Consider the following 20,431-nt stretch of genomic DNA (forward strand, 5'->3'; position numbering starts at 1 on the left):
GTCGGTCAACCATGCTTAAATGTATGGTTGACTGACTTTTTATTTATGTGCACAAAAAAGAGCAGTGAAGACACTGCTCCTTTTTAGAATGTTTCTGCTGGCACTTTTTCAAGCTTGGCCTGCCAGTCGACGTCTGGGTACTTGCGTTCCAGAGCCGTTGCCAAGACACGCTTAGCCAGGTTACCATTGCGGGTAAAGATGGGACCGTGGAAGTAAGAACCGTAGACGTTGTGGTAAATAACACCTTCCGACTGGTCCATACCATTGTTTCCGCGACCAGAAACAACGGTTCCAAGTGCTTTTTCACCTTTACCTAAGAAGGTGCGCCCTTGGTGATTTTCAAAGCCATGGTAGGTTTCACCAGTTTCGTTGTTCTTGATGACGATGTCACCGGTTAAGCGAGTGCCCTTGGCGACTTTGACGGATGGGTCGGTCATGTTGGTTGTGTAGTGGTCCATCACACCGATACCATCGACTTTACTACCATCGGCCATTTCCATGTAGTGACCAAGTAGCTGAAAGCCACCACAGACGGCCAATAGGGGACCATCGTTTTCGATGTATTCCTTCAGGCCTTCTTTTTTGCCAGCCAAGTCGTTGGCGACAATGGTTTCTTCGTAATCCTGACCGCCACCAAAGAGGACAAAGTCGTAAGCCTTTGGATCAAAGTCATCGTTCAATGAAACCAGCTGATCATCGATTTCAACGCCGATTTGCTTGGCGTAGTAGCGTAAGGCAATAATGTTACCATAATCGCCATAAGTGTTCATTAAGTCACCATAGAGGTGGGCGAGTGTCAGTTTATAATCAGCCATTAGTACTCCTCCTTGATGTAGCCCTTTTCGCGTAAGACGGCCCGAACCTGCAACATGGCTGTGTAGGTGGCAGCCAAGTAAACCTTATCGGTTGGGGCTGCTTCAATTGCCTGGACAATTTCTTCTGTTTTTGGGAAAGTCTCTTGGATGGGGAAGCCGGCCATTTTGAGACGGACGGTGATATCCTTGTAACGTTCTCCCCCGGTCATGACGGCCTTCAGTTGGCTATCATGGAGCCGTTCAAATTCGGCATCCCAAATCCAGGAGGTATCGATTCCGTCAGCGTAGTTGGCGTTTAACATGGCAATCAGGGTAAAGGGTGCTGGCTCGGTTTCCATCATGTCAATCACGGTGTTGGTACCGACCGGATTTTTAATCAGCAGGATGGTGAGGTCTTTATTACCAATTTTGAGCGATTCTTGCCGACCGAAGACTTGCTTGTCTTCATCGAAGGCAGCAGCCATTTGGGCTGGCGTCACGTCGAATGCCTTTCCAACGCTATAGGCGGCCAGTGCGTTGTAAATGTTGTATAAACCACCAATTTCCATTTTGAGTGGTTGCCCATCAATGGCAAAGCGAGAAGACTTTGGGGTCAGCTCATCGATGGCTGTGACCGCCGTGTCGAGATGGGGGCGCTTAAAGTCGTCTGTGACGGAGAAGTAACGGCCAAGGTTGGCGTAGGTAATGAAATGATAGTGGAGGACGGAGTGATCAGTGGGGCTCAAGATACCATCTGTATTATTAGGGGCTTTTAAGTCTTTGTAATCACTTTCTTTAACGTTATCAAAACCGTAATAGAGGCGCTTATTTGGGTAATCACCACGAGCAAAAATTGGTGAATCACCATTGGTGATGACCGTCGCATCGGGCGCCTGCAGAATGCCGTCAATGATTTTTTGATAAGTCGTGTAAATCTCACCGTAACGATCCATCTGATCACGGAAAATATTGGTCAAGACAAAATACTTCGGCTGGATGGCCTTAGCGAGTGACAACACGTTGGCTTCATCTACTTCCAAAACTGCAATTGGCTTTTTACCATTGGGCGAAGGAGTGATTTTAGTTGTTAATAATGTTCCAGCGATTCCCTGAACCATGTTGGATCCGGAGGGATTGGTAATAACGGAGTAACCCCCCGCTTTTAAGATGCGTGTGATTAGAGCGGTTGTTAGGGTTTTCCCGTTGGTTCCCGTGACCACGACGAGATCAAAGTCTGTGGCTATGGCTGACAACACGTCGGGATCAATCGAAACGGCTAGTTTCCCAGGTAATGATGTACCGCCTCGTTTCAAAACGTCGTGTAAAACAAAGTGCGCTGATTGGGCCGTGAACTTGGCCAATTGGCTTTTCAAAGACATGAAACGCCCTCCTTTTCTAAATCCTTATTTTACCACGGTTCGAAAGCTTTTGAGAAATTGGTCTGGCCCATCGTCAGATGGCCTAAAAATTGCTATACTAGATAGGATAGAAAAAAGAAAAATGGTGAATCTTTTGGCCCAGTTATACTTTGAATATGGAGCAATGGGCTCCGGTAAATCAATTGAAATTTTAAAAGTCGCACACAACTACGAATCGCAAGGAAAGCACGTTCTTTTGTTGACGCCCTTGATTAACGATCGAGATGGCGTGGGGATGATTGCTTCGCGAATTGGCTTGAAACGTCCCGCCCGGGTTATTGAGCCACAGGCCAATCTTTACGACATGATTCAAGAAGAGTTAACCGAACGGGAACTCACGGCTGTTTTAGTGGATGAAGCGCAGTTCTTAAAAAAGGAACAAGTGGATCAGTTAACTTTGGTAGTGGATCGCTTGGATTTGCCGGTCATGACTTTCGGTTTGAAACAAGACGCCTTTAACGAACTCTTTGAGGGGGCGAAGCGGCTGATTGAGATGGCCGACAAGTTAGTTGAGATGAAAACCATTTGTTCTTTTTGTGGTCGCAAGGCAACGACGCAACTACGTTTTGCCAATGGGCAACCTCAGTATGAGGGGGAACAGATCCAAATTGGTGGCGATGACACCTACAAGCCGGTCTGCCGTTACCATTGGTACCATCCAGATTTGACGATGTTAGAGAAACAGGGGGATGCGTAATGGATCCGATTTTTGCTCAAATTCAAACGGTGGTTGACCGTTATGATGAATTAAACCAAATGTTGGCCGATCCCGACGTGATGGCTGACTCACAAAACTACATGAAGTTATCCAAGGAAGCTGGTCAAATTCGCGAAACGGTTGAAACCTACCAGCGTTATCAAAGCGTGGTTTCCGGCATCGAAGAAGCCGAGTCGATGTTGGGTGATCCTGAAATGGATGATTTGGCCAAGGAAGACTTGGCGACTTTAAAACCTGAAAAGGAAGAGTTGGAAGAACAACTCAAAATTTTGATGCTGCCAAAGGATGACAACGATGATAAGAACATCATCATGGAAATCCGTGGCGCAGCCGGTGGGGACGAATCTTCGCTTTTCGCAGCCGATTTATTAGGCATGTACCGGCGTTATGCTGAATCGCAGGGTTGGCAGTTGCAAATCATTGATGAAACGACTACCGAAGTTGGCGGTTACAAGGAAGTAGCGGCCATGATTACTGGTGATAAAGTCTTTTCGAAGTTGAAGTTTGAATCTGGCGCTCACCGTGTACAACGGGTACCAAAGACTGAAACACAAGGTCGTGTGCATACGTCAACGGCCACGGTTGGTATTATGCCCGAGTTCGAAGAAGTTGATGCGGAGGGGTTAATTGATCCAAAGGATGTTCGCGAGGACGTCTACCGTGCCTCTGGTGCCGGTGGTCAGCACGTCAACAAGACCTCTTCGGCAATCCGGTTGACCCATGAACCGACCGGTATTACGGTGGCGATGCAGGATGAGCGTTCTCAGCAGCAAAACCGTGCCAAGGCCTGGAAAGTCTTGAATGCCCGTGTTTACGATCATTTTGCGCAAGAAAACCAGGCCGAGTATGCTGAACAGCGGAAGACGGCCGTTGGTTCTGGTGACCGGTCAGAACGAATCAGGACCTATAACTACCCACAAAACCGGGTAACTGATCACCGAATTGGCTTGACTTTGAACAAATTAGACCGCATCATTGCCGGTGACTTAGGTGAGATTATCGATGCCCTCGTGTTGGCCGAACAGACAGCTAAGTTGGCTGCCTTAAATGAACAATAATGGCTGAAGAAGACAAGCGAACGCTTGGTGAATTGAATAACGTTGGCATGGGACGCTTTGATCGACAGGTTGGTCGGTCCTCAAAGTATGGGGGCACGAACCAACTAAAAATTGCCCTTCTAGAAGCTAGAAAGTGGGCACTGGCCGAACTTTTGGCTGCTGGTTTTGATGAAGCAGAGTCGCTTGATAACATCGACTTTCTGTTGACGGGTGCTTTAAAAGTTAATTACGGCATGTTACGAGCAAACCTGACCCGGATGATGCCAAATTGGTTGGCCGAACGTTGGCCGAGCTGGATTGCGGGACTAGTTCAAGGAAAGCCAGCCCAGTATGTTATTGGTGAAGCACCGTTTTACGGTCGCGACTTTTTGGTTGACGAACGGGTACTAATACCAAGGCCAGAAACGGAATTGCTGGTCGATTGGATTTTGAACGATTTAAAGCGTTCACCAATTCAATCTGAACGTCCCACCGTCCTTGATGTTGGAACGGGTTCTGGTGCCATTGCTTTGACTTTAGCAGCGGAGCAGGCATCGTTGACCCTCACTGCAGCGGATATTTCAAGGGATGCTCTGGCGGTTGCCTGGGAAAATCGTAAACGATTCCAAGTGGAAAATCGCGTGAAATTAGTTGAATCCGACCTCTTCGAAGCGCTCGGCGATAAACGATACGACATCATTGTGTCTAATCCGCCTTATATTAGAAAAAATGGGCAAGATGAAATGGATGAGTCCGTGGTGGCCTATGAACCGGACTTGGCACTGTATGCCGATCATCAGGGGCTGGCCTTGTACGAGACCATGGCAAAGCAACTGGCTGATTATTTGCAGCCCGGTGGTCGAGCCTATTTTGAGATTGGTTATGACCAGGGAACGGCTTTAAAAAAGATTTTTCAAGATGAACTGCCACAAGCCCAGGTTGATTTAAAACAAGACCTGGCAGGCTTAGACAGAATGATTCGAGTGAAACTTGATGGAAACAAAAATATTAAATAATTCAACAAAAGCGATTGAAGAAGCAGCCAAACTCTTGCAATCAGGAGAAGTCGTGGCCTTTCCAACGGAAACTGTCTATGGATTGGGAGCTGATGCCACGAATGACGAAGCAGTCAAAAAGGTCTTCGTGGCAAAGGGACGCCCGTCCGACAATCCTTTGATTATGACCGTCGGGGCCATTGAACAACTGCAACCTTACGTTGAGTTGACGGCACAGGCAAAGGAATTAATGACGGTTTTCTGGCCGGGTTCTTTGACCATTATTTTACCAATTAAAACGGGAATGGTGTCGATGCTGGTGACAGGGGGACTCGAAACGGCTGCAGTACGAATGCCGGCCAACCAGGTGACACGCCAAATGATTCGACTGGCCGGTGTGCCAATCGTTGGGCCCTCAGCGAACACTTCTGGTAAGCCATCGCCAACCACGGCTGCTCATGTTAAACACGATATGGCTGGTAAAATTGCGGCTATTGTTGATGATGGGCCAACTCAGGTAGGGGTTGAATCGACGGTGGTTGATTTAACGGCTAAGCGACCAACAATCTTACGAACCGGAGCCGTGAGCCAAGGTGATTTGGAACAGGTGTTGAAGACTGAAGTGATCGATGCAACTAGCCAAAAGGCATTGGCAGCAGACCAGGTACCGAAGGCACCGGGGATGAAGTACCGGCATTACGCACCAGATAAAGAGGTGGTGATGTTCGACCCACTCGATTGGCAGGACTTGCAACGGGTACTCACTACTAGTGATGCGGTTATGGCAGAAGATGCCTTGTTGATGGGCATTGATGCGAGAAAGCAAGCATCCTGGTCTTTGGGAACTGGCCTGGAGCAAGCGAGTGAGAACCTTTTCGCTGGATTGCGTTACTTTGATGACCAATCGGTAATCAAACGAATTTACGTCGAGTCCATGCCGGATATGGGAATTGGAAAGGCTTATAATAATCGCTTGGGGAAAGCCTCGGGCGGACGGCTTTTCCAAGGGCTTGACAGTGAATAATCCTTGCTATTTTGTAAGCGCTTTGATAAACTTAAATCGTGAATAAGACTTTTCCAAAAGGAGAAAGAAACATGGCAGAAACAAAAGAATTTAACATCATTTCCGAAACAGGTATCCACGCTCGTCCAGCAACTTTGTTGGTACAGGCTGCTTCAAAGTTTTCATCTGAGGTAACCTTGTCATATCAGGGTAAGGAAGTTAACTTGAAGTCCATCATGGGTGTGATGTCACTTGGTGTTGGCCATGGCGCAGATGTGACCATTAAAGCTGACGGTGACGATGCTAAGGATGCCATTCAGGCCGTTTCAACCGTTATGCGTAACGAAGGCTTGGCAAAGTAAAACAGTTGTTGACTGATTTTCTTTTAAAACCGCTTTAGGCGGTTTTTTTATTTGAAATGAAGCCGTTCTCTAGTAAAATGAATAGGTAGAACAGGCATCATAAGGAGGCTGTAATGAAAGTTTTGGCAATTGATACAAGTAATCAACCACTACTGGTGGCGCTTTCTGAAGATGGTCAATTGGTTAATTCCTTTTCGACCAACAAACCTAAGAATCATTCGGTCGATTTGCTGCCAGCAATCCAAAACTTGCTAAAAGAGGCGGCCTGGTCACTGCAGGATGTGAATCAAATTGTGGTGGCGAAGGGACCGGGTTCCTTTACAGGCCTAAGAATTGGCCTAACAGTAGGAAAGGTGCTTGCTGATACGTTGGATAAGCCACTGCTGGCTGTTTCGTCTTTGAAAGCCCTTGCTCGTCAAGTCCAATTACAGGCTGGTCCTAAGACCGTTGTATTGGCGCTTTTTGATGCCCGTAACGATAATGTTTTTGCAGGTGCTTACCTCGGAAATCAGGTAGTGTTAGAAGATGGCCACTACCCAATTGATGAGGTGTTGCCTTTGATTGCCCAGGTAAACGAGCCGGTGATCGTGATTGGGGATGGCCAGCATTTTGAGGATGTACTCAATGAGGAGCTGGGCCGTATGCCACTCACCATTCTCTCTGAGGAGGAATCATTGCCAAACGGTACGGGACTGATTAGTCTTGCTCCTGAAACCAAAGCCGTTTCAGATGTTGCGAATTTAACGCCTGCTTACTTGCGTAAGACACAGGCTGAGTTGAATTGGGAAAAGGCCCACCAGGGTCAACCATTGGATAAGCCTTATGTTTTTGAAGTTTAGGAAGAAAAAGAAAAAGAAAGAAAAGCCCGTCGCCCAGACACTCATTGACTTTCCAACCGAACGATTTGAAATCAATGGGGATGTGCTAACCCTTCGGTTGGCGACGGTATCTGATATTCCGGGCCTAGTTGCCATCCAAGAGGCAGTTTACAATGGTTATGCTCCTTGGGTTTCTCGCGATTTTTATCATGAACTGACAACTGAAAAAGATCGCCTTTACCTTGTGGTCTCCAAAAGAGATCAAGTGGTTGCCTTTATCGCGCTTGTTCGACGCGAACAGATTCCGGATTTGCATATTGCTAACTTGGCTGTCTTGCCCGTCTGGCAAGGACAAAAGGTGGGTTCCTACCTCATTAATACGGCTAAAGCCGTTGCCTGGGAAATTGGATTACCGAAACTTTCCTTAGAAGCCAGACGCTCAAATACTGGGGCGTTAGCGCTATACGACCGTCTGGGCTTTCATGTCGAAGATGTGATTGAAAATTACTATGTCGATAACAAGGAAGATGCCATTTCCATGGTGGAAAACCTTGAGGGCTAGGCTGGCAACGGTATTGGATGCACCCATGATTGCGACTTTGTTTCACAACGCCTTTGGTGGGCATAGCCCCATACCCGAAGCAGTGATTGTGCAGCAGCTACAAAGTCATCGGGTTCACTATTTGATGGAGGAACACGGCCGTGCTGTTCTTTCCTTTACCGTTGTTTTGGACGAGGTTGAGATTGACTACTTGGCAGTGCTGCCGGATAATCAGCGTCAGGGACTTGGGCAAGCGCTATTGGGTCACTTATTAGAGCAACAGGCCGGAAACCGCATTTTGCTTGAAGTGGCGGCCAATAATCAGCCTGCACAAAAACTTTATGCTAAGATGGGCTTTCAAACCTATAACGAACGGAAAAACTATTACCAAGACGGTCAAACCGCCATACTAATGGAGAAAAAATCATGACAACTTTGATTGCATTTGAATCCAGTGCGGATGAAACTTCGGTGGCTGTCGTCAAAGACGGCAAGCAGGTGCTATCGAATGCGGTGGCCACCCAAATTAACTCTCACCAACGATTCGGTGGGATTGTTCCCGAGGTTGCCTCCAGGCATCATTTGGAGTGGATTACTAAAACGCTGGATATTGCCTTAGATGAATCTGGTGTGAATCCTGACGAGCTCGATGGCGTAGCTGTTACTTATGGTCCAGGTCTTGTTGGCTCTCTGCTGGTCGGGTTAATGGGGGCAAAGACTTTTGCAATGGCTCATAACCTGCCGTTGATTCCAGTGAACCATTTGGCTGGGCACATTGCAGCGGCAAACTTCAACAAGGCAATTGAATATCCCGCCATCGCGTTGATGGTCTCTGGTGGTCACACGGAACTTGTGTTGATGGAAAAAGAAAATTCCTTTGAAATTCTCGGGGAAACCTATGATGATGCGGCAGGGGAATCATATGACAAAGTCGGTCGGCTCATGGGCTTAAACTATCCGGCTGGAAAGGCGATTGATGAACTCGCTGATCAGGGAGAAGTGACCATTGATTTTCCACAGGCGATGGCCCATGAAGCTGGCTATGACTTTTCTTTTTCAGGACTGAAGTCTGCGGTAATCAACCAAGTGCATAATGCCGAACAGCGCGGTGACGTGATTGACCAGAAAGACTTGGCCGCTTCCTTTCAAGCTGCTGTCATTAAGGCTTTGATTGATCGGACAAGACGGGCGTTGCAGGATTTTCCTGTGCGTTCACTTGTCTTGGCTGGTGGTGTAGCAGCCAACAGTGGATTGCGACATGCCTTAGCGGAATTGATGACCGAATTTCCCGATACTGACTTTATCCCAGTTCCAAAACAATACACAGGGGATAATGCCGCCATGATTGGGGCAGCCGGTTATTGGAATTATAAGCAGGGTATCTTTGCTGATTTAGATTTAAATACACATCCAGGGTTGGATTTTCCTTTGCGGGAAAAGAAAACGGACTAAACAGGGAAAACCTGTTTTTTTTTTATTTAATTAATTTAGAACTGTTACGGTTTTATGTAACAATAATGTGATAAAAGTATTGTGAATTTTTAACAAGTTTCTTTTTTAACACTTGATATTATGCTATAATTTATACATTATAGTTCACAAGGAACTGGACTTTCACAAAGTATTGAATGGAGACGAACATGAACGAACAAGCGCAGATTCCACGCGCAACTGCTAAACGGTTGCCGATTTATTATCGTTATTTAACTTTTCTTGAAGATGCGGGCACAAACCGAATTTCTTCAGCCGAATTAGCCGAAGCAACGAAGTTTGATGCTGCTACAATTCGTCGCGACTTTTCCTATTTTGGTGCCCTTGGTAAGCGTGGGTACGGTTATGATGTGAAGGCCTTGCTTTCTTTCTTTGCCAAGGTTTTGGATCAAAATTCGTTAATCAACGTGGCATTAATTGGGGTTGGAAACTTGGGGCATGCGCTGTTGAATTTCAACTTCCACCAATCATCAAACATGCGAATTGCCGCTGCCTTTGACATTAATGAGCACCGGGGCAAGATTTTGTCTGGTGTGCCAATTTATGATATGTCAGAATTAGAGGAGCAAATTAAGGCACAACGAATTAATATTGCGATTTTGACAGTTCCTCAAGAAGCTGCACAAGACATCACGGACCGTTTGGTTAAGGCTGGCGTGAAAGGGATTATGAACTTTACACCACTCCGTGTTTCAGTTCCAAAGGGTGTTCGTGTTCAAAACGTTGACTTAACGAACGAATTACAGACTTTGGTGTACTTTATTCAAAACTATGCATCCATCACAACGGGGAAGTAAAAAATGGCAGTTCTTGATCTGACAAATAAAACAGCAGTTAAAAAGTTTCAAGACTTTGTACGAACACAGGACGGGGGGCAGGTCACTCAGGACCCCAAGTGGGGTGAACTGAAGGCGAACTGGGGGCATCTTTACCTTTATCGTGAAAACGCTGCCGGCGAACTGACGGCCGCGATGGCTGTTTTAACCATTGAGGCGGTTCCTGGAAAGCTGTTAGCTTACTGTCCTAAGGGACCTGTTGCTGATATTGACGATGTCGACTTGATTAAGTCCTTAGTTCAAGAAGCGTTGGATAACTTACCTGACAACGTCTTTTTGCTTCGAATGGATCCAGAAGTTTTGTACAACAAAGAGTTGAATGCCAAATATGAGGCGGCCGGCTTTGTTACCCGAAACACAAACGTGAGCTATATGCACGGTAACATTCAGCCTCGACGAAACGTCAACCTCTTTTATGACGGCCGAGGTGAGGGCGCCGAGGTCATTACCAATGAAGATGAGCTCATGCATCACTTTAAGAGTGATTACCGTAATCAGATTCGTCGGGCAATCAAAGACGGCGTGACCATTACCTCCGGTCGTTCAAAAGAAGACATTGATGCCTTCTTTGAAACGTACAAGATGATGGCGAAGGCGCAAAATATTACGCACCGTCCGATTGATTATTTCTACCGAATGCAGGAACTCTGGGCCGATGACCCCGCCTTCCGTGTGTTCTTAGCCCACTTTGATGGTCAGGTAGTTGCTGCAGGGATTGGCTTTGCATATGGCGACAAGATCTGGTACATGTATGCCGGTTCGAACCGTGCCTATGCCAAACACTATGGTCCATATTTAGTGCAGTGGGAAATGCTGAAGTGGGGCTTGTCTGAAAAGAAGACCCGTTATGACTTTGGTGGCGTTGGTTCCTTTACCCCAGACGATGGGCTCTACAAGTTTAAGCACGGCTTTGCTTACCACGATCCACATGTGGAGTACATTGGTGAACTGGATTGGGTTGTTGACCAGGCGGCCTACGAAAAGTATCTAGAAGGTTTTGCTGAATAAGTGATGAGCCATTGAGCCGTCCTTCGACTAAACAAGAAAGGCGAACTATGACGATTAAATTAATTGCCTCCGACATGGATGGTACGTTTTTGGCTAACGAAGACCAGTATGATCAGAAACGTTTTGCAAAACTATTAAAAGAGCTAAAAGAACGAGACGTCCGTTTCGTTGCTGCTTCAGGTCGCCGTATTCAAAATTTGCGTGAATTGTTTGCGCCGATGGGAAATCAAGGACTCCTTGATCAAATTGATTACGTTGGATCGAATGGGTCCGTTGTCCAAACTTCTGACGAAGAGTTGTACGCTGTTTATTTAACGGCTAAACAAATTGAAAAAGTCATTGAATGGAACAGCTTGAATCCGCAGTCAGCAGATAATTTGATTGTGCTTTCAGGTACGAAGGGAACCTATGTATCCAACCATGCCAGTCAGGCTGTCATTGATCAATTAGCTCGCTTTTACCCAAACGTGATGCAAGTGGAGAAATTGCTCTCGATTGATGATCAAATTCTTGGTGTTTCCTTCATTTGGCCACATGACGAAGTTCAGAAGTATGTCACGGCGATTGAAGAAGTTCTGGGACATGAAATTCATGTTACGGGCTCTGGCTTTGGGTCTGTCGACATCTTGCCAAAGGATGTCAACAAAGCCAATGCGTTGGCCATCTTGCAAAAATATTATGGCATTTCAGATGATGAGGTGATGGTTTTTGGTGATAATTCCAATGATTTGGAAATGCTAAAGAAGTATCAGGAGTCCTTTTTGATGCCGAATGCGGCGGCATTTATGCACCAAGTTCATGACCGAGAGGCGCTGGCAACGAATGAAGAAGCCGGTGTGATTAAAACGATTGAAGAAAAACTCAATTTGTCGCAAAAATAGGTTGAAAAGAGGGGGAGTATCCTCCTCTTTTTATCATTTATATTCATCATCTTTGCTGACCGCGGTGTCACTTGATTCTGAATTGTGTTACCCTAATCAAAGATAAGAGGAAGAGATATGAAACACTTTACGGCTTTTTTAAAACAACACCAGCGCATCACTTGGACAGCAACGAGTTTGTATAAAGTCCTGGCTTGGCTTTGCTTTTTCTTTTTTGAATATTTGGCCATGGCGATGTTGCAGGGGTCGATTTTAGTTTCGGGAAGAGAACGTTATTTGTGGCTGTTTTGTGGTTTTTTGCTTTCTTATTCATTTATTCGCTTTGCCTTTCAAACCTTAAAACAGCCGATGCAAGTTCATGCAAAACGAATTCGGCAGCGCTTTTCGTTTAAAAAAGTCGACTGGCCAAAAGGCTCGGAATGGTTAAATTTAGCCGGTATCTACTTAATTTCGCTTTCCGGTATGATGATTTGGGGTGTTTTCGAACAACTCTTCTTGTCAAAATGGACGAGTGGTACAACCGAAAACCAAGCAGCATTGGATGATTTAATGCACTTGAGCGGTATTTACTCGACGGTCGTCCTTTCCTTTATTATCGTGGTGATGGGACCGCTAATGGAGGAGTTGGTGTTTCGTGGCCTCTTTTTCCACTATTTTAAATGGGCAAAGGCACCATGGGTAACCGTGATTTTATCCGGATTGCTTTTTGGACTTTACCATTTAGGCTCTTATACTTGGCTGTCACTACTTGATCTGCCACCATACTTAATCATTGGAATTGGCTTGGCCTATGCCTACAATAAAACCGGAAAAATATCATCGTCGATTTTGATGCATATGTTTCATAATGGTTGGATACAAGGAATGTCATTGCTTGTCTTATTACGTTAAAGTTGAAATAAAAAACGCCTGCCGGTTAGGGTGGGCGTTTTTACTTGTTTTAATCAATGCCCGGGAATTTCTTTTCTCGGATGATTTCATCGAAGAGGGCGTAATCCTTTTGAAAGGAATGCGGAGTTGATAACGAGGCATTCCAGATACGAATCACTTGCATGTTTCCAAGTAGCCACAGGATATCAGAGGATGAGGCCATGGCCGTTAGTTCTTTAAAAACAGCGTTGTAAAATTGGTCTTCGAAGGTTTTGTCTTGCAGCTGAAAGTCGAGTACGGATAGCGATTCAGGAAAGGTGAACTTATTGATTGTGGTGAATGGCTGTTGGCGGAAGGATTCAATATCAATCTGATTGGCCATCACGTGAAGTGCTTGTTGAATGATGACATCCAGTAGCTCATACTTATCATCAAAGTGGCGATAAAAAGTATTGCGGTTAACTTCGGCTTTCTCACAAATATGCTTTACGGTTAGCTTGGAGAAGGGGATGACGGCTAGGAGTTCACCAGCAGTATCCAGAAGGTGTTCGTGCATTAGCGTGTAGGTTTTATTAGCCATAAAAGGGACACTTTCTTTATTTTGTAATGTTTGTGGGACAGTATCTCAATTTTACCCCTTTACCGTTTTTATTTCCATGCCTAGAATGAATTCAGATGTTAAATCAATATAAAGGAGATTCATTATGCTTAAGCGATTGGGAGAATGGATTTATCAAAATAAATTCAAGACCTTCTTCGCCTGGATTGTTGTTGTGTTGGCTTTGGGAGCGGGGGCAGTTGGTCTCGGTTCGCACTATAGCCAGAGCCTAACCATTTCAGGTATTCCGTCGACGGATATTCAATCGACTTTGCAAAAGGAATTTAATCAAAATCCAAATGCAGGGACGATGAAAGCGGTCATCCAAGAAAAAAATGGGGACGTTACAAATGATGCCACAAAGGCCGATGTAGCAGCCGCTATTCAAAAAGTTCAGGACAAGTATGGTAAGGACATTAAGTCCGTTGCTAATCCTTACGAGTCGAACGCGGTTTCATCCGATAAGACAACCACGTACGTGGATATTACTTATAAAAAAGACGCCAATGATGTGCCACGAAAGGCCATTGACGGCGTGATGGATATCTTTAACGATAAAGTGAAGACTGCAAACGTCAAAGTCGCCTACACGGGTTCTGTACAAGTTCATGAATTTGAAGTTGGTGGCGCGTCCGAAGTCATTGGAATTGTCATTGCTTTCGTTTTGCTACTGGTACTTTTCCGTTCCTTTGTGACGGCTGGAATGCCAATCATTTCCGCCCTGGTCGGCTTGGTTTCTGGTATTTTATTGGTAACAATTGGAACAAACTTCTTGACAATGGCCTCCGTTTCACAGACTTTGGCCGTGATGCTGTCATTAGCGGTTGGAATCGACTACTCACTCTTTATCCTAAATCGTTATAAGACTGATTTGGCTGATACCAAAGGAAACAAACAAGAAGCTTTGGGTCGTGCTGTTTCCGAAGCAGGTGCTTCGGTTGTCTTTGCCGGTGTAACAGTGATTATTGCTGTGCTCGGCTTGGCCTTTGCTGGTATTGAGTTTGTGACGACGATGGGAATTGCCGCAGCCTTTGCTGTTGCCTTTGCCGTTTTCTCAGCCTTGACTTTCTTGCCAGCCTTGATTGCTTTGCTTTCAAAGTTCATCAAACCTGCTACTAAAACAGTTGATGAAATGGCTCAAAATCCATCAAAGATTACGAAGTTTTTGACGGGGCACCCCTGGACGGTGATTGTTGCCGTTGTTGTTGCCCTGGGTGCGATGGCTATTCCAACGCATAACATGCGTTTGGGTATGCCATACAATGGGTCACTGCCTGAAGACCGAACGGAACGTCAAGCCTATGACATGATTTCCGATAAGTTTGGTGAAGGCGTTAACTCACCATTGGTTGCCGTCGTTAAATTGGATACCGATAAGGATGCCAACCAAAACCAGGCTAACCTAGAAAAGATTGCCAAGCACATTGCTTCTTTGAAGGGTGTTAAAACGATGCAGACTTTGTCTGTCGATCAGACAAAGGCAGCGGCTTTGCAAGAGCAGCTAACCGCCCAGGCTCAGCAACAAATGACTGCCCAAGCGCAAGCAACTGGGCAAATGCCAACGCAGGCAGAACAGGACGCAGCTGCTGCTAAGATTAAGTTAGCAATCATGGCCCAAGCTGGTCGTCAGTACATGGTGTCAGACGATGGTAAGTATGCCCTGATGCTGATTACGCCAACAAAGGGTTCAGAAGCAAAGCAGACAACGGACTTGGTTAACAAAATCAAGGACTACTCCGATACGACCAAGTCTAAGTATGATGCCAAGATTACTTTGACTGGTATCAACGCGGTGAACCTCGATATCACGGCTAAGTTGAACAACGCCACGCCAATCTTCGTTGCAACAATCATGATTTTGGCCTTCTTACTTTTGATGGTGGTTTTCCGTTCCTTCGTTGTGCCCGTGGTCGCCATGGTTGGCTTTGGCTTGTCATTACTGGCTTCCTTTGGCTTTACCACGCTCGTTATCCAAGAAGGCTTCATGAAGGATGTCTTCGGTGTTTCAAAGGGTGCGCCATTAATTGCCTTCTTACCAATTATTGTGACCGCCATTCTCTTTGGTTTGGCAATGGATTACGAAGTGTTTATGGTGTCACGTGCCCGTGAAGAGTATCAGAAGACGGGTGATAATGACCGTGCGGTTACTGTTGCCATGCAGGACTCTGGTCCAATCGTTGTGACGGCTGCGCTAATCATGATTGCTGTCTTTGGATCCTTTGCCTTGAATTCAGACCCAACGGTTAAGTCCCTGGGCTTGGCTTTGGCCTTCGGAATCTTCTTCGATGCCTTCTTTATTCGCTTGCTCTTTGTTCCAGCGATGTTGAAACTCTTCGGAAAGACTAACTGGGCGTTCCCCGGTAAAAAGAATTCATAACAAATGCCATTAAAAGCCTGACCAGTCGGTCGGGCTTTTTTTGTTTAAAAATAATTGCTAAAAAGTCTTGCGGCAAATGGCTAGGCTTGTTATAATATTTAAGTCGTAAGGCATTCGGGAGTGTAGCGAAGTCTGGCTAAACGCGACGGACTGTAACTCCGTTCCTTCGGGTTCGTAGGTTCGAATCCTACCGCTCCCATCGCTGCTGCAATAAGCAGCTGGTATCTTACGATTGCCCCTTGGCCAAGTGGTAAGGCAGAGGTTTTTGGTACCTCCATGCGCTGGTTCGATCCCAGCAGGGGCAATAGGCCGTTATGGCAATCACTCTTGGCAGAGACTAGTTGGTCTGCCTTTTTAATTTGTTTAAAACAAAAAAAGACGCTCATTTTAATTAGTGAGCGTCTTTTTTTATTGAATATATTGTCGGTAGCGAGCGATTTCTTCGCTAGAGAGTTTGACGGTGATGAGACTACCACTTTCGTTAAACTTCTGTGCGAGTAGTTCGTGTTCATCTAAAATGTTGGCAGCCACGGCAGAGTCAGCAAATGGGATGGCCAATGTTACTTTTTTACGGTCCGCAAAGAGACGACTCTCGATGAGTTCTAAGAGAGCATCCTGTGATTTGCGGTCACGTGCTGAAATGGTAATCGTAGCATCGCCATCGAGCATTGGGAAAGCCATATCCGCCTTATCTGCTTTGTTATAAACAGTAATCATCGGCTTATCCTTGATGCCAAGTCTTGCTAATGTCTCCTCAGTGGTCTTCATCATATCCGCATAGTGTTCATCCGAAATATCGACGACTTGTAGGAGTAGGTCGGCTGTTGCGGCTTCTTGTAAAGTCGATTCAAAGGCAGCGACTAAATGGTGCGGCAGTTTTGAAACAAAGCCAACAGTGTCTGACAGAAGAAACTTGCTTTTGTCGGGCAGGGTTAACTGGCGAATGGTGGTGTTTAAAGTGGCAAAGAGCATGTCCTTTTCGAAGACTTGCTTACTTTGATCACTTTCAGCTCCTTGACCAAAACGAACGAGAAACTGGTTCATTAAAGTCGATTTTCCGGCATTTGTATAGCCGACCAAGGCAACGGTTGGGATGGCTGATTCCTGTCGCTTCTTTCCCTGTGTCTGGCTATCCTTTTGCAAAGCGGCGAGTTCTTTCTTGATAGCAACCATTTCAGAAGTTAAGCGCCGACGGGATTGTTCGAGTTTGGTTTCACCAGCACCACGAGAGGTAAATCCGGCTCCACCAGCGCCGGTCTGCTGATCAAGCGAAACGGACATTGAGGTTCGTAGACGAGGTAACTGGTATTCTAGACGGGCTAACTGTACTTGTAATTTAGCAACCTTTGTTTGAGCACGTTTGGCAAAAATATCTAAAATTAAGCCAGTACGGTCAACCACTGTTGCCTGTGTTGCCTTTTCTAGGTTCCTGATTTGAGAAGGTGAGAGCTCATCATTTGTCACAATCAGGTCGGTTTCGAAGGTGTTTACCGCGATACGCAACTCTTCGACTTTTCCTTTACCGAAGTAAGTGGCGGGGTTGGGCCGTTCAAGTGACTGGATAAAGGTTTCGACCGGTTCTAAGCGATTGGCCCGGGCGAGGTTTGATAACTCCTCTAGTTCATAATCTAAGTTCTGCTTTTGATTCTGCTTTAAGGCAGCCAGTAAGACTTTACGAACTGGCTGGGCTGTTTGATTTTTTTCTTCCATGTACGCCCTCTTTTAAAAGTCATTGTTGACTCTGTGTGCTGTTTTACAGTGTATCCTGGCTGTCGTTAAATAGGTCGACCCGTCCACTGTCTGTGCCCGTTAGATGAATCTTAGTGACGGCCCCGTTGTCAATGGCGTGTGCCGCCATTTCTGGATGGCCAAAGTAATTAACGATGGCACGGATGGTCGTACCATGAGCAACAACCAAGATTTGGTCACCGTCTTTGTGTTCGCGAAGCAAAAAGTCAAAGCCGTGTTGGATACGTTGAATAAATTCGGCATAGTTTTCGGCAAGGTGGTAGGGATCTGCCAAAGCAAATAAGTTCATTGATTCCGCCATGCCTCTCTTTTGAATCATATCTGAATAATCACTGTATGGATGATCCGTAAAGGCGTTTAACTGTGTCAATGCCACTTGGGAATCGATACCCTCAAACGAACCAAAGTTTTCCTCTCGAAAGTCAGGGAGTTGTTGTGGCCAAATTGGTGAACCTGCTTGGTTTTCGGACAATAGGTACTTGGCAGTGTGAATGGCACGAGTTAGATCAGAAGAATAAGCACCATCAAAATGAATGTTTTTCAAGCGTTTTCCAGCACGGTGACCATCTTCAATCCCGGATTCAGTGAGTGGTGCATCGGAGTGTCCCTGTAGGCGACGAGTGAGGTTAAAGTATGTTTGACCATGGCGAACGAGGTATAAATCAATGGCAGTCATGAACAGCCTCCTTTAGTAGTTCTTTTCATCGATAATTAGTAGTCATTAACCCTTAGTTTACCACGAAAGAAAGATAGTGGGCAGGGCATCGCTATCGTGAGTAAAAGAAAAAGGCAGCCGAAGCTGCCACACCTTTTGTTGGTTAATCTTTCTTTTGATCTTCTTGATCGTTTTCCTTATCACGAAGGTGGAACTTACGGCGCTCGTTGCTCTTTTCTTGTTCTTCGTTGCCGTTTTTATCGTCTTCCTTATCATCTTCGGACTTCGGTTCGGGTTCGGGGTCAAGTTCCTTAACCGCAAACTCAGGGATAAAGGCGTTCTCGTAATCTAAGGCAGTAACCTGATAATTGGCGATGCGAAGTGAATCGCCCGTTCGGAAATCAGGATCGCGTTTTAAGACATAACCAGTTAGGGTAACCGCTTCATCTTCATCAAGTTCTTTCACATCGGTGTGGAAGTAACGTTGGAAGTCATAAAGGGTGGTCTTACCGGAGACCTTGTAACGGCGGTCACCAAGCTTTTCGATGTATTCGTCGGATTGGTCATCCATCTCATCACGAACTGAACCGAAAAGTTCTTCATAGATGTCTTTGTCGGTGATGATACCGGCCGTACCACCGTATTCATCGACAACCACTGCGATTGGTGAGCGCTTCATCACCATTTCATCCATCACGTCGTGCAAATCCATGTTTTCAGGAACAGCAGGAATATCGCGCATGATTTTGGCAACAGGTTCTTGACCTGAGATACGACTTTGACGAACCAGGTCGTAGTTGAAGACGTAACCAAGCACCTTATCTTTATCACCGTCAGCAACGACAGGGAAGCGAGAATGACGCTTTTGCAAATATTCATCAAGACCAGTGGCGATTGAATCTGATACGTCAATCACGTCCATTGACGTTCGGTCAATCATGACATCGACAGCGACTTTGTCATTCATTTCAAAGGCACGTTGCATGAAAGTCAAATCTTCCCGGTCAAGTTCACCCGCCTCAGCGGCGTTTTTTGAGAGAGAGAGAATCTCTGTCTGTGAATAGATATCGTCATCGTTTGTCACTTGGAAACCAAGTAAGTGAGTGACCCAGTTTGATAGGTGGTCCAAAATCCAAATCATTGGGAATAAGGTGATGTGGAAGAAGCGGACCGGTTTCACGATGAACAAGAGGACCTTGATTGGTTCTTCAATGGCGATGTTCTTTGGCACCAGGTCGGTAAAGACGGCGTGTAAGACAGTGAAAATAACGATGGCTGCTACAGAGGCTACTGGTTTAGCAAGGTCAGTGGGTAACAGGTGGGATTGAATGATTAAATCAGCCACCGTTTCTTCACCAACCCAACCTAAGATAAGCGAAGTCAACGTAATTCCAACTTGAGCGGTTGAAAGGAACTCCGTCAAGTGACTCACCATGTGAATGGCAGAAGCGATGTTTTTTGAAGGCTTGTCGCGATCAGCTTGCAGCGCTTCAAGAGCGGAAAGTCGCACCTTGACTAATGAATACTCGGTCAAAGTGAACAATACAGCGAGTAAAAGAATAAAGACAATAATAATTGTATTAATTAAATACGAAGGACCAGAATCCAAAACAAATACCTCTTTCAGTTAAAATAAGTTATTTATCTACTATTATAGCAAAAAAGGGCAAAAAGTGAGTAATTGAAAACAGACTGGTCGGCAAATGCTTTTTAACTTTCACAAGGCTCGGTAAAGGGCAACTGGTTACGTTAGCGCTTTTGAGCTAAAAGATGAGAATGAGGAAATGTCATAAATGACGAGAATCCGAACGATTCGAGCTGAGAGCTGGTTGTATACAAGAGCACAAAGTCAAAAATAAAACCCGGTATAGTCGGCTTTTACGAACAAATGTTTGTGCAGACATATTTAGACCTTGAAGTCTATTTTTAAACCGGTAAACTAGAGATTGTTCCGTCGGTTCATCCCCATCAAAGGTGGGGGTTACTAACGATAAATTTTTAGAGAAAGAAGGACCAAAACATGCCACAAGTAACGGTCTTTACCAAAAATAACTGTGTTCAATGCAAGATGACGAAGAAGTATTTGGACCAACTGGGCGTTCCCTTCAGTGAAATTAATATTGAAGAACAGCCACAATACTTAGCACAATTAAAGGAACAAGGTTTCAAGCAAACGCCTGTTGTTCAAATTGAGGGACATGATGCCTTTTCTGGTTTTCAACCGGCAGCGTTGAAGAAGTTGACTGCTTAATCTCTGTGCCGCTGTCAGAGCTTCTCAGC

The 20,431-nt window shown here is 45.5% G+C and carries 21 protein-coding genes and 2 tRNA genes; 17 read left to right on the forward strand and 6 right to left on the reverse strand.

Annotated elements, in window-relative coordinates; all coding sequences use genetic code 11:
- Positions 1–83 precede the first annotated feature (83 nt).
- Positions 84–815, reverse strand: coding sequence for a type 1 glutamine amidotransferase (locus ACSYSL_RS06115; RefSeq protein WP_187753880.1), 732 nt, complete (start codon positions 813–815; stop codon positions 84–86).
- A complete protein-coding gene (locus ACSYSL_RS06120; RefSeq protein ID WP_010017722.1) occupies positions 815–2,173 on the reverse strand; it encodes a Mur ligase family protein in 1,359 nt (452 codons plus the stop codon). Before ACSYSL_RS06120 ends, ACSYSL_RS06115 begins: the two co-directional genes overlap by 1 nt.
- 133 nt (positions 2,174–2,306) lie before the next feature.
- Here ACSYSL_RS06120 and ACSYSL_RS06125 point away from each other — a divergent pair, with 133 nt between their 5' ends.
- From ACSYSL_RS06125 to ACSYSL_RS06185, 13 genes are all read left to right on the forward strand, one after another.
- A complete protein-coding gene (locus ACSYSL_RS06125) occupies positions 2,307–2,909 on the forward strand; it encodes a thymidine kinase (RefSeq protein ID WP_029489960.1) in 603 nt (200 codons plus the stop codon).
- Positions 2,909–3,988 carry a peptide chain release factor 1 gene (gene prfA / locus ACSYSL_RS06130; RefSeq protein WP_010017724.1) on the forward strand — a complete coding sequence of 360 codons (1,080 nt, stop codon included), beginning with the start codon at positions 2,909–2,911 and terminating at the stop codon, positions 3,986–3,988. Before ACSYSL_RS06125 ends, prfA begins: the two co-directional genes overlap by 1 nt.
- The gene (gene prmC, locus ACSYSL_RS06135) at positions 3,988–4,983 is read left to right on the forward strand and encodes a peptide chain release factor N(5)-glutamine methyltransferase (RefSeq protein ID WP_491708575.1); all 996 of its coding nucleotides are present in this window, start codon (positions 3,988–3,990) and stop codon (positions 4,981–4,983) included. Before prfA ends, prmC begins: the two co-directional genes overlap by 1 nt.
- The gene (locus tag ACSYSL_RS06140) at positions 4,961–5,986 is read left to right on the forward strand and encodes an L-threonylcarbamoyladenylate synthase (RefSeq protein WP_491708576.1); all 1,026 of its coding nucleotides are present in this window, start codon (positions 4,961–4,963) and stop codon (positions 5,984–5,986) included. The genes prmC and ACSYSL_RS06140 overlap by 23 nt, the downstream gene beginning before the upstream one ends.
- Before the next feature lie 71 nt (positions 5,987–6,057).
- Positions 6,058–6,327, forward strand: a complete 270-nt coding sequence (locus ACSYSL_RS06145; RefSeq protein WP_010017729.1) for a phosphocarrier protein HPr — start codon at positions 6,058–6,060, stop codon at positions 6,325–6,327.
- A gap of 113 nt (positions 6,328–6,440) precedes the next feature.
- On the forward strand, positions 6,441–7,166 hold the full coding sequence (tsaB, locus tag ACSYSL_RS06150) for a tRNA (adenosine(37)-N6)-threonylcarbamoyltransferase complex dimerization subunit type 1 TsaB (RefSeq protein ID WP_010017731.1): 726 nt from the start codon (positions 6,441–6,443) through the stop codon (positions 7,164–7,166).
- Positions 7,150–7,707 carry a ribosomal protein S18-alanine N-acetyltransferase gene (rimI, locus tag ACSYSL_RS06155; RefSeq protein ID WP_338342787.1) on the forward strand — a complete coding sequence of 186 codons (558 nt, stop codon included), beginning with the start codon at positions 7,150–7,152 and terminating at the stop codon, positions 7,705–7,707. Before tsaB ends, rimI (ACSYSL_RS06155) begins: the two co-directional genes overlap by 17 nt.
- Positions 7,697–8,116: a ribosomal protein S18-alanine N-acetyltransferase gene (gene rimI / locus ACSYSL_RS06160; RefSeq protein WP_491708577.1), complete on the forward strand. Its 420-nt coding sequence runs from the start codon at positions 7,697–7,699 to the stop codon at positions 8,114–8,116. The genes rimI (ACSYSL_RS06155) and rimI (ACSYSL_RS06160) overlap by 11 nt, the downstream gene beginning before the upstream one ends.
- Positions 8,113–9,138, forward strand: a complete 1,026-nt coding sequence (gene tsaD / locus ACSYSL_RS06165; protein ID WP_491708578.1) for a tRNA (adenosine(37)-N6)-threonylcarbamoyltransferase complex transferase subunit TsaD — start codon at positions 8,113–8,115, stop codon at positions 9,136–9,138. Before rimI (ACSYSL_RS06160) ends, tsaD begins: the two co-directional genes overlap by 4 nt.
- A gap of 188 nt (positions 9,139–9,326) precedes the next feature.
- Positions 9,327–9,974, forward strand: a complete 648-nt coding sequence (locus ACSYSL_RS06170; protein ID WP_056995027.1) for a redox-sensing transcriptional repressor Rex — start codon at positions 9,327–9,329, stop codon at positions 9,972–9,974.
- Positions 9,975–9,977: 3 nt separating this feature from the next.
- Positions 9,978–11,021, forward strand: a complete 1,044-nt coding sequence (locus tag ACSYSL_RS06175; protein WP_491708579.1) for a lipid II:glycine glycyltransferase FemX — start codon at positions 9,978–9,980, stop codon at positions 11,019–11,021.
- A 47-nt stretch (positions 11,022–11,068) separates the two neighbouring features.
- A complete protein-coding gene (locus ACSYSL_RS06180) occupies positions 11,069–11,902 on the forward strand; it encodes an HAD-IIB family hydrolase (RefSeq protein WP_491708580.1) in 834 nt (277 codons plus the stop codon).
- Positions 11,903–12,019: 117 nt separating this feature from the next.
- Positions 12,020–12,793: a CPBP family intramembrane glutamic endopeptidase gene (locus ACSYSL_RS06185; protein WP_491708581.1), complete on the forward strand. Its 774-nt coding sequence runs from the start codon at positions 12,020–12,022 to the stop codon at positions 12,791–12,793.
- A 49-nt stretch (positions 12,794–12,842) separates the two neighbouring features.
- Here the strand turns inward: ACSYSL_RS06185 and ACSYSL_RS06190 are convergent, their stop codons facing one another.
- The gene (locus ACSYSL_RS06190) at positions 12,843–13,352 is read right to left on the reverse strand and encodes a TetR/AcrR family transcriptional regulator (RefSeq protein WP_010017631.1); all 510 of its coding nucleotides are present in this window, start codon (positions 13,350–13,352) and stop codon (positions 12,843–12,845) included.
- A 124-nt stretch (positions 13,353–13,476) separates the two neighbouring features.
- On the opposite strand from ACSYSL_RS06190, the gene ACSYSL_RS06195 reads away from it, so the two are divergent.
- The 3 genes from ACSYSL_RS06195 (at position 13,477) to ACSYSL_RS06205 (ending at position 16,052) form a co-directional block, all read left to right on the forward strand.
- Entirely contained in the window at positions 13,477–15,747 is a 2,271-nt protein-coding gene (locus ACSYSL_RS06195; protein WP_491708582.1) for an MMPL family transporter, read from the forward strand.
- A 116-nt stretch (positions 15,748–15,863) separates the two neighbouring features.
- A tRNA-Tyr gene (locus ACSYSL_RS06200) sits at positions 15,864–15,946 on the forward strand.
- 34 nt (positions 15,947–15,980) lie between these two features.
- A tRNA-Gln gene (locus ACSYSL_RS06205) sits at positions 15,981–16,052 on the forward strand.
- A gap of 103 nt (positions 16,053–16,155) precedes the next feature.
- Here the strand turns inward: ACSYSL_RS06205 and hflX are convergent.
- The 3 genes from hflX to ACSYSL_RS06220 all read right to left on the reverse strand — a co-directional run bounded on the left by hflX (position 16,156) and on the right by ACSYSL_RS06220 (position 19,760).
- Positions 16,156–17,457 carry a GTPase HflX gene (gene hflX / locus ACSYSL_RS06210; protein ID WP_491708583.1) on the reverse strand — a complete coding sequence of 434 codons (1,302 nt, stop codon included), beginning with the start codon at positions 17,455–17,457 and terminating at the stop codon, positions 16,156–16,158.
- A 43-nt stretch (positions 17,458–17,500) separates the two neighbouring features.
- Positions 17,501–18,172 (reverse strand): histidine phosphatase family protein, encoded by a 672-nt coding sequence (locus ACSYSL_RS06215; RefSeq protein WP_338342797.1) that lies wholly within the window; start codon positions 18,170–18,172, stop codon positions 17,501–17,503.
- A gap of 142 nt (positions 18,173–18,314) precedes the next feature.
- Positions 18,315–19,760 carry a hemolysin family protein gene (locus ACSYSL_RS06220; protein WP_056995029.1) on the reverse strand — a complete coding sequence of 482 codons (1,446 nt, stop codon included), beginning with the start codon at positions 19,758–19,760 and terminating at the stop codon, positions 18,315–18,317.
- Between the two features lie 411 nt (positions 19,761–20,171).
- On the opposite strand from ACSYSL_RS06220, the gene nrdH reads away from it, so the two are divergent.
- Entirely contained in the window at positions 20,172–20,402 is a 231-nt protein-coding gene (nrdH, locus tag ACSYSL_RS06225) for a glutaredoxin-like protein NrdH (protein ID WP_491708584.1), read from the forward strand.
- The last annotated feature ends 29 nt before the right edge of the window (positions 20,403–20,431 follow it).

Source organism: Fructobacillus sp. ESL1129, assembly GCF_058507945.1.

Excerpts from the sequence above, each read along its gene's own strand:
- tsaD (WP_491708578.1), top strand. The coding sequence starts at position 8,113 with ATGACAACTTTGATTGCATTTGAATCCAGTGCGGATGAAACTTCGGTG.
- ACSYSL_RS06140 (WP_491708576.1), top strand. The coding sequence starts at position 4,961 with ATGGAAACAAAAATATTAAATAATTCAACAAAAGCGATTGAAGAAGCA.
- ACSYSL_RS06145 (WP_010017729.1), top strand. The coding sequence starts at position 6,058 with ATGGCAGAAACAAAAGAATTTAACATCATTTCCGAAACAGGTATCCAC.
- ACSYSL_RS06115 (WP_187753880.1), bottom strand. The coding sequence starts at position 815 with ATGGCTGATTATAAACTGACACTCGCCCACCTCTATGGTGACTTAATG.
- ACSYSL_RS06185 (WP_491708581.1), top strand. The coding sequence starts at position 12,020 with ATGAAACACTTTACGGCTTTTTTAAAACAACACCAGCGCATCACTTGG.
- prfA (WP_010017724.1), top strand. The coding sequence starts at position 2,909 with ATGGATCCGATTTTTGCTCAAATTCAAACGGTGGTTGACCGTTATGAT.
- ACSYSL_RS06170 (WP_056995027.1), top strand. The coding sequence starts at position 9,327 with ATGAACGAACAAGCGCAGATTCCACGCGCAACTGCTAAACGGTTGCCG.
- ACSYSL_RS06175 (WP_491708579.1), top strand. The coding sequence starts at position 9,978 with ATGGCAGTTCTTGATCTGACAAATAAAACAGCAGTTAAAAAGTTTCAA.
- hflX (WP_491708583.1), bottom strand. The coding sequence starts at position 17,457 with ATGGAAGAAAAAAATCAAACAGCCCAGCCAGTTCGTAAAGTCTTACTG.
- ACSYSL_RS06195 (WP_491708582.1), top strand. The coding sequence starts at position 13,477 with ATGCTTAAGCGATTGGGAGAATGGATTTATCAAAATAAATTCAAGACC.
- prmC (WP_491708575.1), top strand. The coding sequence starts at position 3,988 with ATGGCTGAAGAAGACAAGCGAACGCTTGGTGAATTGAATAACGTTGGC.
- nrdH (WP_491708584.1), top strand. The coding sequence starts at position 20,172 with ATGCCACAAGTAACGGTCTTTACCAAAAATAACTGTGTTCAATGCAAG.
- tsaB (WP_010017731.1), top strand. The coding sequence starts at position 6,441 with ATGAAAGTTTTGGCAATTGATACAAGTAATCAACCACTACTGGTGGCG.
- ACSYSL_RS06180 (WP_491708580.1), top strand. The coding sequence starts at position 11,069 with ATGACGATTAAATTAATTGCCTCCGACATGGATGGTACGTTTTTGGCT.
- rimI (WP_338342787.1), top strand. The coding sequence starts at position 7,150 with ATGTTTTTGAAGTTTAGGAAGAAAAAGAAAAAGAAAGAAAAGCCCGTC.
- ACSYSL_RS06120 (WP_010017722.1), bottom strand. The coding sequence starts at position 2,173 with ATGTCTTTGAAAAGCCAATTGGCCAAGTTCACGGCCCAATCAGCGCAC.
- ACSYSL_RS06215 (WP_338342797.1), bottom strand. The coding sequence starts at position 18,172 with ATGACTGCCATTGATTTATACCTCGTTCGCCATGGTCAAACATACTTT.
- ACSYSL_RS06190 (WP_010017631.1), bottom strand. The coding sequence starts at position 13,352 with ATGGCTAATAAAACCTACACGCTAATGCACGAACACCTTCTGGATACT.